The 18041-nt window shown below is 42.9% G+C and carries 20 protein-coding genes and 1 riboswitch; of the genes, 1 reads left to right on the plus strand and 19 read right to left on the minus strand.

Annotated elements, in window-relative coordinates; translation table 11 throughout:
• Window positions 1-342: 342 nt before the first annotated feature.
• From sufB to MHI08_RS15045, 19 genes are all read right to left on the minus strand, one after another.
• Window positions 343-1740: a Fe-S cluster assembly protein SufB gene (gene sufB, locus MHI08_RS14955; protein WP_007500362.1), complete on the minus strand. Its 1398-nt coding sequence runs from the start codon at window positions 1738-1740 to the stop codon at window positions 343-345.
• A gap of 17 nt (window positions 1741-1757) precedes the next feature.
• Window positions 1758-2204 (minus strand): Fe-S cluster assembly sulfur transfer protein SufU, encoded by a 447-nt coding sequence (gene sufU, locus MHI08_RS14960; RefSeq protein ID WP_039181277.1) that lies wholly within the window; start codon window positions 2202-2204, stop codon window positions 1758-1760.
• Complete coding sequence (locus MHI08_RS14965; RefSeq protein ID WP_342499723.1) at window positions 2194-3414, minus strand: cysteine desulfurase; 1221 nt, start codon at window positions 3412-3414, stop codon at window positions 2194-2196. Before MHI08_RS14965 ends, sufU begins: the two co-directional genes overlap by 11 nt.
• Entirely contained in the window at window positions 3414-4727 is a 1314-nt protein-coding gene (sufD, locus tag MHI08_RS14970) for a Fe-S cluster assembly protein SufD (protein WP_342499724.1), read from the minus strand. The genes MHI08_RS14965 and sufD overlap by 1 nt, the downstream gene beginning before the upstream one ends.
• An 18-nt stretch (window positions 4728-4745) precedes the next feature.
• Window positions 4746-5531, minus strand: coding sequence for a Fe-S cluster assembly ATPase SufC (gene sufC / locus MHI08_RS14975; RefSeq protein ID WP_007500355.1), 786 nt, complete (start codon window positions 5529-5531; stop codon window positions 4746-4748).
• A 213-nt stretch (window positions 5532-5744) separates the two neighbouring features.
• The gene (locus MHI08_RS14980) at window positions 5745-5879 is read right to left on the minus strand and encodes a hypothetical protein (protein ID WP_254965641.1); all 135 of its coding nucleotides are present in this window, start codon (window positions 5877-5879) and stop codon (window positions 5745-5747) included.
• A 215-nt stretch (window positions 5880-6094) separates the two neighbouring features.
• Window positions 6095-6463, minus strand: a complete 369-nt coding sequence (locus tag MHI08_RS14985; protein WP_003212803.1) for a carboxymuconolactone decarboxylase family protein — start codon at window positions 6461-6463, stop codon at window positions 6095-6097.
• Window positions 6464-6769: 306 nt separating this feature from the next.
• Window positions 6770-7591: a methionine ABC transporter substrate-binding lipoprotein MetQ gene (gene metQ / locus MHI08_RS14990; RefSeq protein ID WP_024423400.1), complete on the minus strand. Its 822-nt coding sequence runs from the start codon at window positions 7589-7591 to the stop codon at window positions 6770-6772.
• A gap of 14 nt (window positions 7592-7605) precedes the next feature.
• Window positions 7606-8274, minus strand: coding sequence for a methionine ABC transporter permease (locus MHI08_RS14995; RefSeq protein ID WP_342499725.1), 669 nt, complete (start codon window positions 8272-8274; stop codon window positions 7606-7608).
• Window positions 8267-9292, minus strand: coding sequence for a methionine ABC transporter ATP-binding protein (locus MHI08_RS15000; RefSeq protein WP_024423402.1), 1026 nt, complete (start codon window positions 9290-9292; stop codon window positions 8267-8269). Before MHI08_RS15000 ends, MHI08_RS14995 begins: the two co-directional genes overlap by 8 nt.
• A 154-nt stretch (window positions 9293-9446) precedes the next feature.
• Window positions 9447-9555: riboswitch (SAM riboswitch) on the minus strand.
• 102 nt (window positions 9556-9657) lie between these two features.
• The gene (locus MHI08_RS15005) at window positions 9658-9999 is read right to left on the minus strand and encodes an SCP2 sterol-binding domain-containing protein (protein WP_024423403.1); all 342 of its coding nucleotides are present in this window, start codon (window positions 9997-9999) and stop codon (window positions 9658-9660) included.
• Window positions 10000-10119: 120 nt separating this feature from the next.
• Entirely contained in the window at window positions 10120-10422 is a 303-nt protein-coding gene (locus tag MHI08_RS15010; RefSeq protein ID WP_025094138.1) for a thioredoxin family protein, read from the minus strand.
• Window positions 10423-10434: 12 nt separating this feature from the next.
• Window positions 10435-10779, minus strand: a complete 345-nt coding sequence (locus tag MHI08_RS15015) for a toprim domain-containing protein (RefSeq protein ID WP_024423404.1) — start codon at window positions 10777-10779, stop codon at window positions 10435-10437.
• Window positions 10780-10910: 131 nt separating this feature from the next.
• Complete coding sequence (locus MHI08_RS15020) at window positions 10911-11147, minus strand: YusG family protein (protein ID WP_024423405.1); 237 nt, start codon at window positions 11145-11147, stop codon at window positions 10911-10913.
• Window positions 11148-11191: 44 nt separating this feature from the next.
• Window positions 11192-11575: a glycine cleavage system protein GcvH gene (gene gcvH, locus MHI08_RS15025; protein ID WP_008347039.1), complete on the minus strand. Its 384-nt coding sequence runs from the start codon at window positions 11573-11575 to the stop codon at window positions 11192-11194.
• Between the two features lie 66 nt (window positions 11576-11641).
• Window positions 11642-11998, minus strand: coding sequence for an arsenate reductase family protein (locus MHI08_RS15030; protein ID WP_342499726.1), 357 nt, complete (start codon window positions 11996-11998; stop codon window positions 11642-11644).
• A 314-nt stretch (window positions 11999-12312) separates the two neighbouring features.
• Window positions 12313-14094 carry an acyl-CoA dehydrogenase family protein gene (locus MHI08_RS15035; RefSeq protein WP_025094137.1) on the minus strand — a complete coding sequence of 594 codons (1782 nt, stop codon included), beginning with the start codon at window positions 14092-14094 and terminating at the stop codon, window positions 12313-12315.
• Between the two features lie 14 nt (window positions 14095-14108).
• Window positions 14109-15284 carry an acetyl-CoA C-acetyltransferase gene (locus MHI08_RS15040; protein WP_024426007.1) on the minus strand — a complete coding sequence of 392 codons (1176 nt, stop codon included), beginning with the start codon at window positions 15282-15284 and terminating at the stop codon, window positions 14109-14111.
• Between the two features lie 12 nt (window positions 15285-15296).
• Window positions 15297-17684 (minus strand): 3-hydroxyacyl-CoA dehydrogenase NAD-binding domain-containing protein, encoded by a 2388-nt coding sequence (locus tag MHI08_RS15045; protein ID WP_342499727.1) that lies wholly within the window; start codon window positions 17682-17684, stop codon window positions 15297-15299.
• A 199-nt stretch (window positions 17685-17883) separates the two neighbouring features.
• On the opposite strand from MHI08_RS15045, the gene MHI08_RS15050 reads away from it, so the two are divergent.
• Window positions 17884-18021: a YuzL family protein gene (locus tag MHI08_RS15050; protein ID WP_003212904.1), complete on the plus strand. Its 138-nt coding sequence runs from the start codon at window positions 17884-17886 to the stop codon at window positions 18019-18021.
• The last annotated feature ends 20 nt before the right edge of the window (window positions 18022-18041 follow it).

Raw genomic sequence — 18041 nt, forward strand, 5'->3', positions numbered from 1 at the left:
TTACGCTATCTAGGTCTTATTTTATTTATTATGTCTTTGTTGAATTGCAAGATACAATTCTACTTTGTTGAAAAACAGATTAGATGAGATACCAGCAATAAAGTAATTTTAACAACCTTAAAGAACACATCATCCTCTTATCACATGTTTAAATGATGCAGTATTAAAAGAACTTAAAAAATTTAAGATAAAACAGAATGACATGAGAGTACTGAGAAAATAAAAGAAGACGAACTAAAAAGTTCGCCTCCAATCAAAAGATAAAATCTATATCGGCACGGCCGATTTTTATTATTCTTTCATAACCTTTAAAATCCTTTTAAATGAGGCGTTTCAGGTGTATTACCCGATACTGCCTTCCATCTCAAACTTAATCAAACGGTTCATTTCAACGGCGTATTCCATTGGCAGTTCTTTTGTGAATGGCTCGATAAAGCCCATGACGATCATTTCTGTTGCTTCTTCTTCAGAAATTCCGCGGCTCATCAAGTAGAACAGCTGTTCTTCTGATACTTTTGATACTTTTGCTTCGTGCTCTAATGAAATGTTGTCGTTTAAGATTTCATTGTAAGGGATCGTATCAGATGTTGATTTGTTATCCATGATGAGTGTATCACACTCGATGTTTGAGCGTGCACCCTCTGCTTTGCGTCCGAAGTGAACGATTCCGCGGTATGTGACTTTACCGCCTTGTTTCGAAATCGATTTCGATACGATCGTTGAAGATGTGTTTGGTGCAAGGTGAATCATTTTCGCACCTGCATCTTGGTGCTGACCTTTACCTGCTAGGGCAATACTTAATGTCATACCACGAGCGCCTTCACCTTTTAGGATGACCGCTGGGTATTTCATTGTCAGCTTAGAACCGATGTTTCCATCAATCCATTCCATTGTTGCATTCTCTTCACATACTGTACGTTTTGTCACAAGGTTGAAGACGTTGTTTGCCCAGTTTTGAATCGTTGTATAACGGCAGTAGCCGCCTTTTTTGACGATGATTTCAACAACCGCACTGTGAAGTGAGTTTGTTGTGTAAACTGGTGCTGTACAGCCTTCTACGTAATGCACATGTGCGCCTTCGTCAACGATGATCAGTGTACGCTCGAACTGACCCATGTTTTCAGAGTTGATACGGAAGTATGCTTGAAGTGGAGTATCTACTTTTACGCCTTTTGGTACGTAGATAAATGAACCACCAGACCACACAGCCGAGTTAAGCGCAGCAAATTTGTTGTCAGTCGGAGGAATGACTTTTGCCCAGTGCTCACGGAAGATGTCTTCGTTCTCTTTTAACGCGCTGTCTGTATCTTTAAACACAATTCCTAGATCTTCAAGGTCTTGCTTCATGTTGTGATACACAACTTCAGATTCATACTGAGCAGATACACCTGCTAAATATTTTTGCTCTGCTTCTGGGATACCAAGCTTATCAAAGGTTTGTTTGATTTCTTCTGGTACTTCATCCCAAGAACGCTCAGAGCGCTCTGATGGCTTTACGTAGTACGTAATTTCATCAAAGTTTAATGCATTTAAATCTCCGCCCCATTGTGGCATCGGCATGTTGTAAAAGTGCTCAAGAGATTTCAAACGGAAGTCGAGCATCCACTGAGGCTCTTCTTTCATACGAGAAATTTCTTCAACGATCTCTTTTGTCAGTCCGCGCTCTGAACGGAAAATGGAAACGTCTTTATCAGAAAAGCCGTATTTATATTCACCAACATCTGGCATTTTTTTAGCCATCCATTTTCACTCCAATCTTATGATTTGCCGTTATCTTCGGCAGATGCGCCTTTTTCAAGCGCCTTCCAGGATAATGTTGCACATTTGATGCGGGCTGGGAATTTTGCAACTCCCTGCAGCGCTTCAATGTCACCAAGATCAATGGAATCGTCGTATTCTTTTCCTTGCATCATATCGGAGAAAATCCGAGACATTTTCAAAGCTGTTTCAATATCTTTCCCTTTAATCGCCTGCGTCATCATGGAGGCAGATGCCATCGAAATCGAGCATCCTTCTCCTTCAAATTTCGCATCCGTGACTTTTTCGTCTTCGATTTTCATCGTAAGACGAATACGGTCACCACACGTTGGGTTGTTCATATCGACGACAATGCTGTCGTTTAGTACACCTTTGTTTCTCGGATTTTTATAATGATCCATAATCACTTGTCTGTACAGTGTGTCTAAGTTTACATTAAAAGACATTCGTAAAATACTCCTTTGTCTTACGGAGCGCTGCAATGAGTAGATCAATCTCTTCTTCTGTATTATACAGATAGAAGCTTGCTCTTGCAGTTGCTGATACACCAAGCCATTTCATGAGCGGCTGTGCACAGTGGTGTCCAGCACGAATGGCGACACCTTCCGTATCCAGAACAGTTGACGCATCATGCGGATGGACGTCGTCTAAGTTAAACGTCACAAGCCCAGCTCGGTGCTGCGGTCCATAAACAGTCGCACCGTCAAGCTCTTTAAAGCGCTCAAGCGCGTAAGTCGCAAGCTGATGCTCGTAACGGCTGACTTCCTCCATACCGATGTCATTTAAGAAGTCAATTGCTTTTCCTAGTCCAACTGCTCCAGCAATAATCGGTGTTCCCGCTTCAAATTTCCACGGCAGCTCTTTCCATGTGGAATCATACAGATCCACAAAGTCGATCATTTCACCGCCAAACTCAGCAGGCTCCATATTATTCAAAAGGTCCTTCTTCCCGTAAAGCACACCGATGCCAGTCGGTCCACACATTTTATGCCCAGAGAATGCGAAAAAGTCACAATCTAGATCCTGAACATCAATTTGCATGTGCGGGGTGCTTTGCGCACCGTCGACGACAATGATTGCCCCATGATCGTGGGCAATTTTGGCGATTTCTTTAATCGGGTTAATGGTTCCTAATACGTTTGAGACATGTGTGACAGCGACGATTTTCGTTTGATGTGTGATCGTTTGCTTCACATCTTCAAGCGATAGCGTGCCGTCTTCCTGTAACGGAATGTATTTCAATGTGGCGCCAGTTGCTTTTGTTGCTTGCTGCCAAGGGATGATATTCGCATGATGCTCCATATGCGTAATGACAATCTCATCGCCTTCTTTGAGGTTTGCTCTAGCATAGCTGATCGCCACTGTGTTTAGTGCAGTTGTTGTACCTCTAGTAAAAATAATCTCCTGGACAGATGAAGCACGGATGAATGCACGAACTTTCTCTCTCGCACCCTCGTATGCGTCCGTTGCTTTTGTGCCAAGGGTATGAACACCCCGGTGGACGTTCGAGTTGTAAGACCGGTAATACTCATTCATTGCATCAATGACCACTCTTGGTTTTTGAGAAGTCGCTGCACTGTCCAAATACACCAAATCATGTCCGTTCACTTGCTGATGAAGGATTGGAAATTGCTCACGAACGTCTTTGATATTCATTATTTTACTTTCCTTTCAATCACAGAAATCAGCTGCTTTTTAACTCCTTCAATCGGCAGTTCTTTCACAACTGGATTTAAGAAGCCATAAATCACAAGTCTTTCTGCATCTTCTTTGGAAATTCCGCGGCTCATGAGGTAGTACAATTGAATTGGATCAACACGTCCAACAGAAGCGGCGTGCCCTGCTGTCACATCATCTTCATCAATTAAAAGAATTGGGTTTGCGTCACCGCGTGCTTTCTCACTCAGCATGAGGACACGTGATTCCTGCTCTGCATTTGACTTTGTTGCGCCATGCTCGATTTTGCCAATTCCGTTAAAGATAGAGGATGCTTGATCCTTCATCACACCATGCTTCAAGATATACCCTTCAGAGTTTTTACCGAAGTGGATGATGCTTGTTGTGAAGTTTTCTGTTTGGTTTCCTCGGCCGACAACAACTGATTTCGTATCACCGAATGTACCGTCGCCCATCAGTTTTGTGATGTTTTCAGACACGACGTCTCCATCATTCATCAGGCCAAGCGCCCATTCGATTTTACTGTCACGGCCATTAGCCATACCGCGTCTGTTTACATATACTGTCACACCTTCTGCAAGGTTATCTACAGCACCGTATGTGACGCGGGCGTTAGCACCTGTGAACACTTCAGAAACGATATTGAAGATCGCTTCTTCCGGTTTTGCTGTACTGATGTAGTTTTCTACATATGTCACAGCACTATGATCGTCTGCTACGACGATGACATGGTTGAACAAAGTCGTTTCGTCATTTTCATGAAGATAAACAGCTTGAATTGGTGCTTCAAGCTCTACGTTTTTCGGTACATAGAGGAAAGCTCCGCCATTCACTAAAGCAGCATGTAAAGCTGTTAGTTTATGCTCATCCACTTTCACTGCATCTGTCATGAAGTATTGTTTCACTAAATCTCCATGCTCACGAATCGCTGTATGAAGATCAGTGAAAATCACACCTTTGTCTTTCGCTTCAGCTGAAAGAGACAAATAGGCCGGCGTTTGATCACGCTGAATGTAAACTGTCTTATCTGTGTCCTCTAAATCAATAAGAGATTTCACTTCTTCTGGAAGCTCTTCTAATGATCCAAATGGCGCACTTTCGACTGTATGCTGTTTGAATTTCGTTAAATTCCATTTTGAAATATTCGTTTTGTCAGGCTTTGGCATTGGGAGGTCTTCTGCTTTTTCAAGAGCCTGTAAGCGAAGGGAGCTCATCCATGCCGGTTCCTGATGCTTCTCGGAGAAGCTTTTGACATAATCTTGATCTACTGATAATTTCGTTTCTAATGTCATCAATAATCCTCCTAACGCTTACGCTTCTTGACCAACAGTTTCGTCTTCAATTCCTAACTCTTTTTTAATCCAGTCATAGCCTTCTGCTTCTAGACGCTGCGCGAGTTCTGGTCCGCCAGATTTCACGATACGACCTTGCATCATGACATGAACGTGATCTGGTGTGATGTAGTTCAGTAGACGCTGATAGTGAGTGATCATTAAGCAGCCGAAGCTTTCGCCGCGCATTTTGTTAATTCCTTTAGAAACAACTTTCAAGGCATCGATATCAAGACCAGAATCGATTTCGTCAAGGATGGCGATCTTTGGTTCAATCATCATTAATTGAAGAATTTCGTTGCGTTTTTTCTCCCCGCCTGAGAAACCTTCGTTTAGGTAGCGCTGTGCCATATCTGGGTCCATTTCAAGGAACTCCATGTTTTCGTCCATTTTGCGGATGAATTTCATAAGAGAGATTTCATCGCCTTCTTCTCTGCGTGCGTTAATTGCAGAACGAAGGAAGTCAGCATTTGTAACACCGCTGATTTCAGATGGGTATTGCATCGCAAGGAAAAGACCAGCTTGAGCGCGCTCATCTACTTCCATTTCAAGGACATCTTCGCCATCAAGCAAGATGCTCCCTTTTGTTACTTCATATTTAGGGTGACCCATAATGGCAGCAGATAAAGTAGATTTACCTGTTCCGTTTGGTCCCATTACTGCGTGGAATTCTCCACCTTTTATCTCGAGGTTTACACCCTTTAAGATTTCTTTCCCTTCAATCTCAACGTGCAAGTCCTTAATTGTTAATGTCGAAGCAGTCATATATCGATACCTCCAAAATAATCATTATTCTCAATTTATTCTCATTCTAATTTTATAACAAATTAAAACTGAATACAACACATTCACGATAAGCGTGAGAGGATGCTCTCAAAATTCTAACAAAAAAAGCAGGTAGATAAAAGGATTTATGTCGAAAAGACTGTTTTCATAAAGAAAGGGCGGGAAACTGTTCTCCCCGCCCCTCAGCTATTATTAGCCTCGTATATTCATTTTTGCGAGCTGTCTTTTCTCATCTCGATAGGACTGCTCTCGTTTATATTCCACTTTCATCCTTAAGTCATGGTCTCTTTCGTACTCTGCATAGCTCATGCCATGAGCTTGATGCATGGCCTTTTCCATCTCGGCGGTATAATCCAATCCTAGTGTACTATGGTCCGAAGAAATAATAAACCATTCCCTTCCTTGAGTGTAGCTTTATTGTAGCAAACGTATGCGGCTTCACTCAAAAGGGATATGACACCTTATGCTGGCATATTTTCTCACACAATCGGATGAGAAGCGCTCAACTCCCTGAGATGGAAAAATACCGTGTTTTGCTTCCCTTAATGCGTCTGTCCTCCAAATTCATCAATACATTGCTGAACGACAGTGATTCCTTGGCTTAGTGCTGCTCCGCCGCCAAAAGCTGCCGCCACGCTGACAACCTCCAGCAAATTCTCTTCTGTCGCCCCTTGATCGAGCGCTCCTTTTGTATGATAAATCATGCAGTATTCATCCTGCGCATGAATACTGATACCGAGGGCAATCATTTGTTTTTCCTTTTGCGTTAATGAATCGCTTTGGAAGCACTGCTCCGTAAATTCATTAAATTTCTTTCCAAACACCGGCATTTTCTTCTGGAATTCACCCATTGCGGTTTTATAATCAGTCAGTGATTGCTGCATGGATCCGCTCATATGCTGTTCATTCATCTTGATTCCATCCCTTCAGGTCATTTGTACGTTTTTATTATGAGCGAGATTTGAAAAAATACACAAAAAACCTCGCTTTGATAGAAGCGAGGTTGCAGATTGTTGATAAAGGGCTAAAATGATCTTTATTTTAGCCCTTTATCTTCCTTTCAGCGTGATAGAAAACCTTTGCAGTCTAGGAAGGGCGAGTACCGGAGCGGAGCGAATTTGACATTCGTGAGCACCGGAGCGCAGAACTGACAAAGAATGCGAGGGTTTGTCTACATGCTGAAACCTCGCTTTGATAGAAGCGAGGTTGAAATGTTGTTACTCAGATACAGGCAATACTGCACCGTCATATTTTTTGTCGATGAATTCTTTGATTTTATCAGAGTGAAGAACTTCCATTAGTGCCTTGATCTTATCTGATTTTTCGTCACCTTTGCGAACCGCAACGATGTTTGCATATGGGTTGTTCTTTGTTTGCTCAAGTTCGATTGAATCTTTTTTCGGATTCAATTTATTTTGGATCGCATAGTTGACGTTGATAAATACAGCATCGCCTTCACTGTTTTCATAAGCTTTCGCAGTTAATTCAGGCGCGATTTTTTTGAATTTTAGGTTCTTTGGGTTTTCTTTAATGTTCTTTACTGTTGCGTTAATTGTATCAACCTTCGGATCAAGCTTGATGACACCAGCATTTTGCAGCAGGGCAAGCATACGGCCTTGTTCAGCTACGTTGTTTGTCATGATGATTGTGCCGCCGTTTGGAATATCTTTTACTGATTTGTATTTCTTAGAGTAGATACCGAAAGGCTCAAGGTGAACCGCACCAGCACTCACTAGGTTATAATCTTTGTTTGATTTATTTTCTTCGTTTAAGTAAGGGATATGTTGGAAAAAGTTCGCATCCACTTCTTTTTCAGCTAACGCTTTGTTGTACATTTTATAATCGCTAAGCACTTTCACTTTTAAATCGTAGCCTTTTTCTTTTAGAAGTGGTTTTGCTTCTTCAAGAATTTCGGCATGCGGCGTTTTTGAAGCGGCAACCGTAATGGTTTTGCTTTCACTTGCGTTATTAGATGAACCGCACGCAGCTAAAATACCTGCAAATGCTAGAAATAGTGCACTTAAAATCAATTTCTTCATCAATAAATCCTCCCTTAACGTTTATCAATTTTATTTGTAATCAAATCACCGATTATTTGAATAATAAAGACGATGATCAGAATAAACACAGTAGCTACAAGTGTGACATCTGTATTACCAGATTGGTATCCTTCCACATAGGCGAGGTCACCAAGTCCGCCTGCTCCAATTGCACCTGCAATCGCAGTAGAGCCAATTAGAGCAATCGCTGTTACGGTAATACCTGAAATAAGGGCTGGCAATGATTCTGGCAGCAATACTTTGAAAATGATTGTCGACGTTTTTGCTCCCATTGATCGTGCTGCTTCAATGACTCCTTTATCTACCTCACGCAGTGCAATTTCGACAAGACGTGCATAGAATGGAGCTGACCCTATGACAAGGGCAGGGAGTGCTGCATTTGGGCCAAGAATCGTGCCCACAATGAGTTTTGTAAATCCTAATAATAGAATGATTAGAATGATAAAAGGAATCGATCTGAAAATATTGACGACTGCCCCAATGACGGTATTAATCGGTTTATTTTCCCAAAGACCGCCTTTACTCGTTAGAAAGAGTAATAGTCCAAGGATAATACCAATGGCAAAGGCAAATGCCAATGAAATCAGTGTCATATACACCGTTTCACCTGTTGCACTCCAGATGACGTCTAAATCAACGTTCGGAAACCATTTCTCAAACATGTGTCATCACCTCGATTTCAACCTGTTTGCTTTGGATATAGGCGATGGCTTTTTCTACCTCAGTCTCTTCTCCATTAATGTGGATAAAGAGTGTTCCAAACGCGCCTTCCTGCGTTTGAGAAATCTTCCCTTGAAGGATATTCACATCGACATTGAAGGATCGAATGATTTCAGTGATCAGCGGCTGCTCGGCAGAGTCTCCAATAAAGGACAACCGTACGACCTGACCTTCTTTTACACGTTCTAAGACGTGCTCGATTGTTTCTTTCGCTTCCTCTGGTTCTGCAAGCTGTTTCACAAATCGTTTCGTCATTTCTTCCTTTGGCTGTCTGAAGACGCGTAATACTTCGCCTTCTTCGACAATGCGTCCATTTTCCATGACCGCGACGCGATGACAAATTTTGCGAATGACGTGCATTTCATGTGTAATGAGCACAATCGTGAGCCCTAACCGTTTATTGATATCCGCCAAAAGCTCAAGGATCGAATCAGTCGTTTGCGGATCTAGCGCAGATGTCGCTTCGTCACATAGAAGAACCTTTGGATCATTCGCTAATGCTCTCGCAATGCCGACACGCTGTTTTTGCCCGCCGCTTAGCTGAGACGGGTATGCATTTTCTTTTCCTTCTAAACCGACCAATTTAATCAGTTCATTCGCACGCTCTCTCCGTTTCGATGTCGGTACACCTGCGATCTCAAGCGGGAACATAATGTTTTGTCTCACCGTTCTTGACCAAAGTAAATTAAAGTGCTGGAAGATCATGCTGATTTCTTGTCTTGCTTTCCGAAGTTTCGCATTTGATACTTCATTGATCCGGTTGCCTGCCACTTCAACAATTCCTTCTGTTGGCAGCTCCAGACCGTTTAATAGGCGAATAAGCGAGCTTTTCCCTGCACCGCTATACCCGATAATTCCGAATATTTCACCTTTATCAATATCCAAGTTGACGTCTTTCACGGCATCAACATTTCCGCTTTTTGAATGGTACGTTTTTGATACATTCTGTAAATGGATCACAGTCTGATCACCTGCTTTCTTGCTGAATCTATAGGTTTCCATCACATACGTTATTTATTCTTCTTTCTGTCATGACTCTAGCCTGGCGTCAGGTCAGTAAAAAAGACCTAACTGCAACGCAAGCAGAAAGGCCTTTTATGTCAATTACGCCTTTCTCTCATCTTTCAAAGCGTTGCGGCTTTGAGTGAATTGGCACCAATTTCAGCTATGCTGACGGTTGCCGGGTTTCATAGGGCACGTCCCTCCACCTCTCTTAATAAGAGAAAATATGTTGTTTTATGTGATGTTCATGTTTTTACTAACGTAGAATATCATGCTACCCGAGATATGTCAACGCTGTAAATCGCTAATTTCCAAGTAAACAACTACGTTATCATTTTTCGAAAAAAACCGTTCGTCAGCCAAAGCACTGCCTCTAGTCTAAGGAGCGCACGGAATGACCCTTTCACTTTGACTTGTCCTCTGCTGATTAACTGCTGTAAGGACATATCTCCATCTAATAATTGAAGAATTTCTTTCCTCTCACCATAAAAGATGAGATCCGATAACTCAATTGCAGGTAGTTTCTTCACTTCACCACGTTCATCCACAATCAATGTACAAGAGTCAGTTTCCGCCTCAAATGTAATCTTCAAGGATGATGATGAGAGCAGCGGCTTTAATAATAAACGCTGCCCTGTGTTACCATGGGCTTTCACATTTTCCACATGTATAACCTCCCTGTCATTTGGTTATACATAACATTTCTCTACAAACATCGGCTTGTCCTTTATAAATAACTCGACAAATTTTCAAATGAATTTCTTGAAATATGACAAAAAACCGCTTTATTTAGCGGTTTCGATCATTTCATGAAGATATGGAACTGAGTGAAAGGCATAGCCTTTTTGCACCAATTCACCTTTTTTAAACAGGAGAAAGCAAGGAACACTCTCAATTTCAAATGCTTTCGCAAAGCCTGGTGAATAGTTTAAATTGTTTTCGTAAAATGGTACATCCGGCTGCATGGCGTCTACGACTGCCAGCATTTTCTTAGCCAGCTGGCATGTTCCGCAAAACGGTGTATATAAGTATAAAAGAAATAAATCGTCCTCTATCTCCGTGAATTCGTGTTCTTCAATTTCTTTCATATACGTCCACCCTCATAAATATTTCGAATGAACATCAATGTTTGCAGCTAATAGGATAGATGCAATGTGGGCTGACGGTGAAGCGGCCACTTCGCGGTACGTTCTGTCGACAAAAAGATGAAGTGCTTCAGGGAATTCTTTTCGAAATTGCTTCCGCAGTTTGTCGCCTGCATCGTCACTGTCAGCTAATATGTAAACGTCTTTCCCCACTAAATCGTCCACAAGCTGATCCAGCTTCGATGTACTGATCGTGCCATTGGTGCAAATGATGGTAACAGGTTCACTTATGACTTCTTTTAGCTTTTGTTTGTCTGTTTTACCTTCTACAATGATGACCTTTTCTATCTCGACATTCATCACGATCACCCGGCCCTTTTGACGTTGATTCACTTCTTCCTTAGATTACAATCTTTCATTCAGGTTGTAAAGATTGAGCGCCTCGTCATCAAAAAGACTGCAGCTTCTGTTCACTGCAGTCTCATCTGTGATTAGCACCAGCCATTTTCATCGTCACAGTCAACATATTTTTCTGTCCCATCGGTTAATGTGTCCGTTAAACGATAAAAACGATTTTGATCATAGGAATATCCCGATTTCAGCTCATATTGGTTTTCACTAATCATCGTGCCAATCTCTTCATTTTGATGATAAAGCACCATGCCGCTTTCTTTGAATCGTCCAGTGACATGCTCTGTTATATCCACGTGTTCTTTTTGAAAAGACAAATTGGACACCCCCCATAAAGGTAGAGTGTCCAATTTCTCATGAATTAGTCTTCTTTTGTCATTTCTTCATATTGCTCAGCCGTCATTAAGTTCTCAATTTCAGAAGCATCAGCTGGTTCTACAACGATCATCCATGCTTTTTCGTATGGAGAGTCGTTGACGAATTCTGGGCTGTCATCCAGCTCATCGTTCACTTCAACGATTGTGCCATTGATCGGTGCATAAAGTTCAGAAACGGTTTTCACTGATTCTACACTTCCGAAAGGCTCGTCCGCTGTGATTTTGTCTCCTACTTCAGGAAGCTCAACGAACACGATATCGCCCAGCTCAGATTGAGCAAAATGCGTAATACCGATACGCACCTTATCTCCTTCTACTTTGACCCATTCATGTTCTTCTGAATAACGTAAATCTTTTGGTGTGCTCATTCAATACCCCTCCAGTCTTTTCTTACAATCTATATTGAAGATACCACAATCTGAATGAAAGTTACATCATTTCCAGACGCTTTTAAATGTATCTTCATTAAATCCTACCGTGACTCGTTTTCCGTCTGTTGTAATCGGGCGCTTAATCAGCATTCCGTTAGACGCGAGTAATTCTAGCTGCTCGTCCTCTGACATTGCAGGAAGTTGATCTTTCAGCTGCAGCTCCCGGTATTTTTGTCCGCTTGTATTAAAGAATTGCTTCAGCTCTAAACCGCTTTTTTCGTAAAGGGCTTTTATTGTTTCTTTATCAGGCGTCTCTTCGACGATATGTATGCTGTTGATGTCTTTATTGTGTGCTTCCAGCCACTTTTTTGCTTTTCGGCATGTACCGCAAGATGGGTATTCGTAAAAATCTAAAGCCACCATTTTCACCTCCTGCAAATTGTGACAACATTTTATCACAAAATATTTTAAAAACCTAAATGTATGCTTACAAAAAGGTGCGGAGTAATATCCGCACCTTTCAGATTGTTGACAAAGGGCTAAAATGATCTTGATTTTAGCCCTTTGTCTTCTTTTCAGCGTGATAGAAAACCTTTGCAGTCTAGGAAGGGCGAGTACCGGAGCGGAGCGAATTTGACATTCGTGAGCACCGGAGCGCAGAACTGACACCGAATGCGAGGGTTTGTCTGCACGCTGAAAGGTGCGGAGTAATATCCGCACCTTTTAAGCCGTCCTTATACGATATATTTCTCTGCTTCAAAGATTCGTTTTGCCACTTCGCGCTTTTTGGCGATGACATTGATCGGCGTAAATCTTGTCAGCTTGCGAAGGGCTGACAGGCTCATGCGGAGTGAATCTCCTTCCTCCATCGCAATCAAGGATTCTTTTGCATGGGCTTCAATCTTTAAGAAAGCCTCCTGCGTGAAAATTTGTGTGTAAGCAAGCTTTTGTTCATTCTTTTCTGCCCCTGTTGCAGCGATTGCCTTTTCTGTACGCAGAATCGCTGATTCAGCAGCAAAAATTTCATTGACGATATCGGCTATGTTCACAAGAATTTCTTGCTCTTTGTCTAAGGCTTTCCCGTATTTCATCGCTGCCATACCAGCCACCATTAAGGCGATCTTTTTCGCATGGGCGAGCAAATATTTTTCTTGATCGAGCGGCTGATCGCCTGGCTCTTCCGGCATCATCATCATTAGCTCTTCCTGTAAGGTTTGCGCTTTTTGAAGCAGCGGAAGCTCTCCTTTCATCGCTTTCTTCAAGAATGTACCGGGTACAAGCAAACGGTTGATTTCGTTTGTCCCTTCAAAAATCCGGTTAATCCGTGAGTCGCGATAGGCTCTTTCGACCTCGTATTCTTGCATGAATCCATATCCGCCGTGAATCTGCACGCCTTCATCCACAATATAATCTAACGTTTCAGAGCCAAGCACTTTACAGAGAGAACATTCAATCGCATATTCCGCAATGGATTGGGCAATTTGTTTGCCGTCTTTTTGCTCTTCATCACTTAAGAGGCCCATCCGCTGTTCAAATAATCCAACCGTACGGTAAACAGCACTTTCCATCGCATAGAGCTTTGCTGACATATTGGCTGCTTTTTCACCAATTAAGCTGAATCGAGAAATTGGTGTTTTGAACTGCTTACGCTGGTTCGCATATTCTGCCGACAATTGAATGACGCGCTTTGATGCACCGATTGTGCCGACTGCCAGCTTATAGCGCCCAATATTCAAAATGTTAAACGCAATCACATGACCTCTGCCAGCTTCACCGAGCAAATTCTCCTTCGGTACTTGGGCATCTTCAAGAATCAACGTTCTTGTTGATGATCCTTTAATACCCATCTTTTTCTCTTCAGGCCCCGTTTTGACACCTGGAAAATCCTTTTCGACGATAAAAGCAGAGAAGTGTTCACCATCAATCTTCGCATACACAACAAAGACATCGGCAAATGCGGAGTTTGTGATCCACTGCTTTTCTCCATTGAGGACATAATGGGTACCTGCTTCATTCAGAACTGCCGTTGTTTTTGCGCCAAGAGCGTCAGAACCTGATCCAGGCTCAGTGAGTGCGTACGCCGCAATGGTTTCACCAGAGGCGAGTCCAGGCAGGTACGCTTCCTTTTGCGCTTGATTCCCGAAGAGCACGATCGGCAGAGAACCAATACCGACATGAGCACCATAGGAAAGTGAGAAGCTTCCTGCTCTAGCGAATTTTTCAGTAATGATAGCTGAACTGATTTTATCTAATCCAAGCCCGCCGAATTCCTCAGGCACATCAGCTCCAAGCAGCCCAAGCTCACCAGCCTTTTTGAGAAGCCTGACCGAATGCTCGAACTCATGGTTTTCAATTTGATCAATATGCGGAACCACATCTTGTAAAATATAATCCTCTGTTGTTTTTCCAATCATTTGATGTTCATCAGAGAAATCCTCCGGTGTAAAAATATGCTCATAATTCGTCTCATCAATTAAAAAGCTTCCACCCTTTTTTACATCTTCCAATGCTTTCATCCTGATTTCCCCCTTTAGATCAATTCAAAAATGCCTGCTGCTCCCATGCCCCCGCCGATACACATTGTGACAATGCCAAATTGCTCGTTTCGCCGTTTCATTTCATGAATAAGTGACAGCGTTAGTTTCGTTCCTGTACAGCCGAGCGGATGTCCGAGCGCAATTGCCCCGCCATTGACATTCACCTTTTCCTCATCAATTCCTAAATGACGAATGACTTGAATTGCCTGAGAAGCAAACGCTTCGTTTAATTCAAACAGGCCAATATCCTTCAGCTCAAGTCCAGCGATTTTCAGCGCACGCGGAATAGCTTCAACCGGACCGATCCCCATCACTTCAGGCGGTACACCGCCAACAGCAAATGCTCTGAATTTAGCGAGCGGCTGAAGAGAAAGTGAGGATGCTTTCTCACGGTCCATCATCATCACACACGCAGCCCCGTCACTTGTTTGAGACGAGTTCCCTGCGGTCACCGTGCCTTTTGTTGAGAAGGCTGGACGCAATGTGGAAAGAATCTCCTCCGTTGTGCCTGCTCTCACACCTTCATCCTGTGAGAACGTGAATTGATGCTCTTCTAATTGATATTGCTCACCTACCCGTCGCTCTGTTACATCAACAGGCACAATTTCATCTGAAAATTTCCCTTCTTGAAGTGCCTTTGCTGCCTTTTGATGACTCCTCACCGCAAAGGCGTCCTGATCTTGACGTGTGACCTGATACTTTTGCGCCACTTGCTCTGCCGTGTGCCCCATGCTCATGTAGTATTCAGGTGCTTGCTCTGCCAAGAGAGCATTTGGACGAATGGAATGCCCCATCATCGGTACCTGCGACATCGATTCGACTCCTCCGGCTAAAATCGTGTCTGCCTGCCCGAGCATAATACGTTCACCCGCATAAGCGATAGATTGAAGACCAGACGAGCAGTAACGGTTTATGGTGATGGCAGGTACCGTATAAGGCAGTCCCGCTAACGCTCCAATATTCCGGGCCACATTTAACCCCTGCTCTGCTTCCGGCGTTGCACAGCCAATGATCAAATCATCTATTTGACCGTCGTATTCACCGGCACGCTTTAACGTTTCTTTTACACATAATGCGCCCATATCATCAGGCCGGACATGTTTTAACGATCCTTTTTTCGCCTTCCCTACTGGTGTTCTTGCGCCAGCGACAATGACTGCTTCTCTCATTTTGACTCCCCCTTAGTTACGTAAAGGTTTTCCTTTGACGAGCATGTGCTGCATACGTGCCTGTGATTTCACTTCTCCTACAAGACTTAAAAAGGCTTCTCTTTCAAGCTCTAATAAGTATTGCTCCTCTACCTCGGTTCCAAATGGCAGTTTCCCGCCGGAAATGACATGAGCTAATTTTTTTACAATGGTCATGTCATGCTCTGAAATGTATCCTGACAGTCTCATATTTTCAGCAGCCAAAATCATCGCTGCATATCCTGTTTCTCCCATGACCGGCACCTTTTGCTTGAGCGGCGCACGATAACCGGCTTCATCAAGAGAGAGCACCAGTTGTTTTGCATCATAGATCAGGTGATCGCCGTTCATACTGATCCGGTCACTCACGCGGAGCATGTTCATATCCCGCGCATCCTCAGCTGAAGTCGATACTTTTGCCATTGCAATTGTTTCAAATGTTTTCAGCGTGGCATCCTGTATAGCCGTCTGCGACGGCTTCGCTGATCCTTGCAGGTGACGAAGATATAACTCTTTGTTTCCGCCGCCTCCTGGAATCAGTCCAACTCCCGCTTCCACAAGTCCCATGTAAGTTTCGCTGGACGCCTGAATAGCTGCTGCCGGCAGACAAACTTCTGTTCCGCCTCCTAATGTCATCCCAAATGGGGCGGCTACGACTGGGCGATTGCTATATTTCACCTTCATCATTGCCTGCTGGAAGCGTCTGATCACAAAGTCAATTTCAAAGAAATTGTCGTCCTGTGCTTCCATTAAAATCAGGGCAAGGTTTGCGCCAACACAGAAGTTCTTCCCTTGGTTTCCGATGACAAGCCCTTTATAATTCTTTTCCGTCTCATCAACAGCGCGATTGATCATATCAATGACATCTAGTCCAATGGCATTGCTTTTAGAGTGAAATTCGAGCAAGGCGACATCATCACCAATATCGATCAGGCTCGCACCAGAATTTTTGAAGATGACGTCGTGCTTCTTTTTCAATCTAGCTAAAGATATATGTTTGTCGTTCCCTTTTTCCTGTTCATAAGCCCCGTTATGATAAAACGCACGCTCTCCATCAGCATTCTCTTGATAGAATGTCTCGTGTCCTTTTGACAGCATGTCTTGCACCCATGCTGGAATACTGTGGCCTTCTGCTTCCATGCGTTCGGCAGCTTTTTTGACCCCAATTGCATCCCACAGCTCAAATGGGCCATGCTGCCAGCCAAATCCCCATTTCATTGCGTTATCGATAGACTGAATATCATCCGCAATTTCACCTGTTAGATGAGCTGAATAAAGAAGTACGGGCGCTGTCATATTCCAAAGTAGTTGCCCTGCACGGCCATCCTGATAAATAAGCGCTTTCAACTTTGCTTTTGCACCCTTTTGCTGTTTCGCCATTTCAATGCCTGGATCTTTTAGCTTTGTGCGTTCACCATATGTGAGCGTCACTGGATCAAGCTCTAAAATGACCTTCCCATTTTTTTGATAAAAACCTTGGCCTGCCTTGCTGCCAATCCATCCTTTTTCGAGCATTCTTTCAATAAACTCAGGCAGCTGGAAAATCTCTTTTTCCTTTCCTTCTACCTGCTCATATACGTTTCGTGCCACATGTGAAAACGTGTCGAGTCCCACTACATCCAGTGTACGGAAGGTTGCACTTTTCGGTCTTCCAATGAGAGGTCCTGTGACAGAATCCACTTCTCCGATGGTGTATTTGTTCTCAAGCATTTCACGCACTGTGACAAGAAGTCCATAAGTGCCAATGCGGTTTGCAATAAAGTTCGGTGTGTCCTTTGCTTCAACCACACCTTTGCCGAGTACATCCTCGCCAAATGTTTTCATAAATGAAAGTACTTCTGGATCGGTTTCTTGAATAGGAATGATTTCTAAGAGCTTTAAATAACGAGCTGGGTTAAAAAAATGTGTGCCTAAAAAATGGCGTTTAAAATCATCTGATCGGCCTTCTGCCATTTTTTCAACTGAAATACCGGATGTATTGCTTGATACGATGCTTCCTTCTTTGCGGTGTTCGTCGATGAGAGAGAATACGTGCTTTTTGATGCTGAGCTTTTCAGTGACGACTTCAATGATCCAGTCAGCATCGTGTAATAAGGAAAGGTGGTCTGTGAGATTTCCCGGTGTGATGTATGATAGGTTTTTTGCTGAAGTAAGAGGTGCTGGCTTTTGCTTTAACAATTTTTTCATCGCTTCTTGACTTAATCGATTCCGAACACTAGGGTGATCAAGCGTCCGCTTTTTCGCCGTTTCTTCCTTTGTCAGTTCATTTGGCACAATATCTAGCAGTGTAACTGGTATCCCAATATTGGCTAAATGTGCAGCAATGCCTGAGCCCATGACACCTGAACCAATGACAGCCGCCTTGCGAATATGTTTGCCCATAAATATCCCCCTAAACATTTTGAATGAACAGTCATTCATTTTTTGTCCAAAAAAAAGCAATGCCTCTTTCTTTATCTTAAAAGATTTTCCGAAACAGTTCAATAGCAGATTTCAAAAATTTACACATTCTCGTGTGCCTTATTTTGCGGCGTATGAATTAAAGATGAGAGGGAATTGTAAGAATGGAGGTGATGTCCACATGTCTCGTTTGAAGAAAAACCCATCGAAAGCAGGCGTTAGTGCTGCAAGTGTAAAAGGAAACGCAGGTCCATCACAGGAAGCAGACCTAGGCGGGAAAAAAACCAGTCAAAATCAGCAATATAAAAAGAATCAGTAAGGAAACAAATTCGTAAGGAG

The organism is Bacillus sp. FSL M7-0791 (genome assembly GCF_038627085.1).
GTDB lineage: Bacteria > Bacillota > Bacilli > Bacillales > Bacillaceae > Bacillus > Bacillus safensis.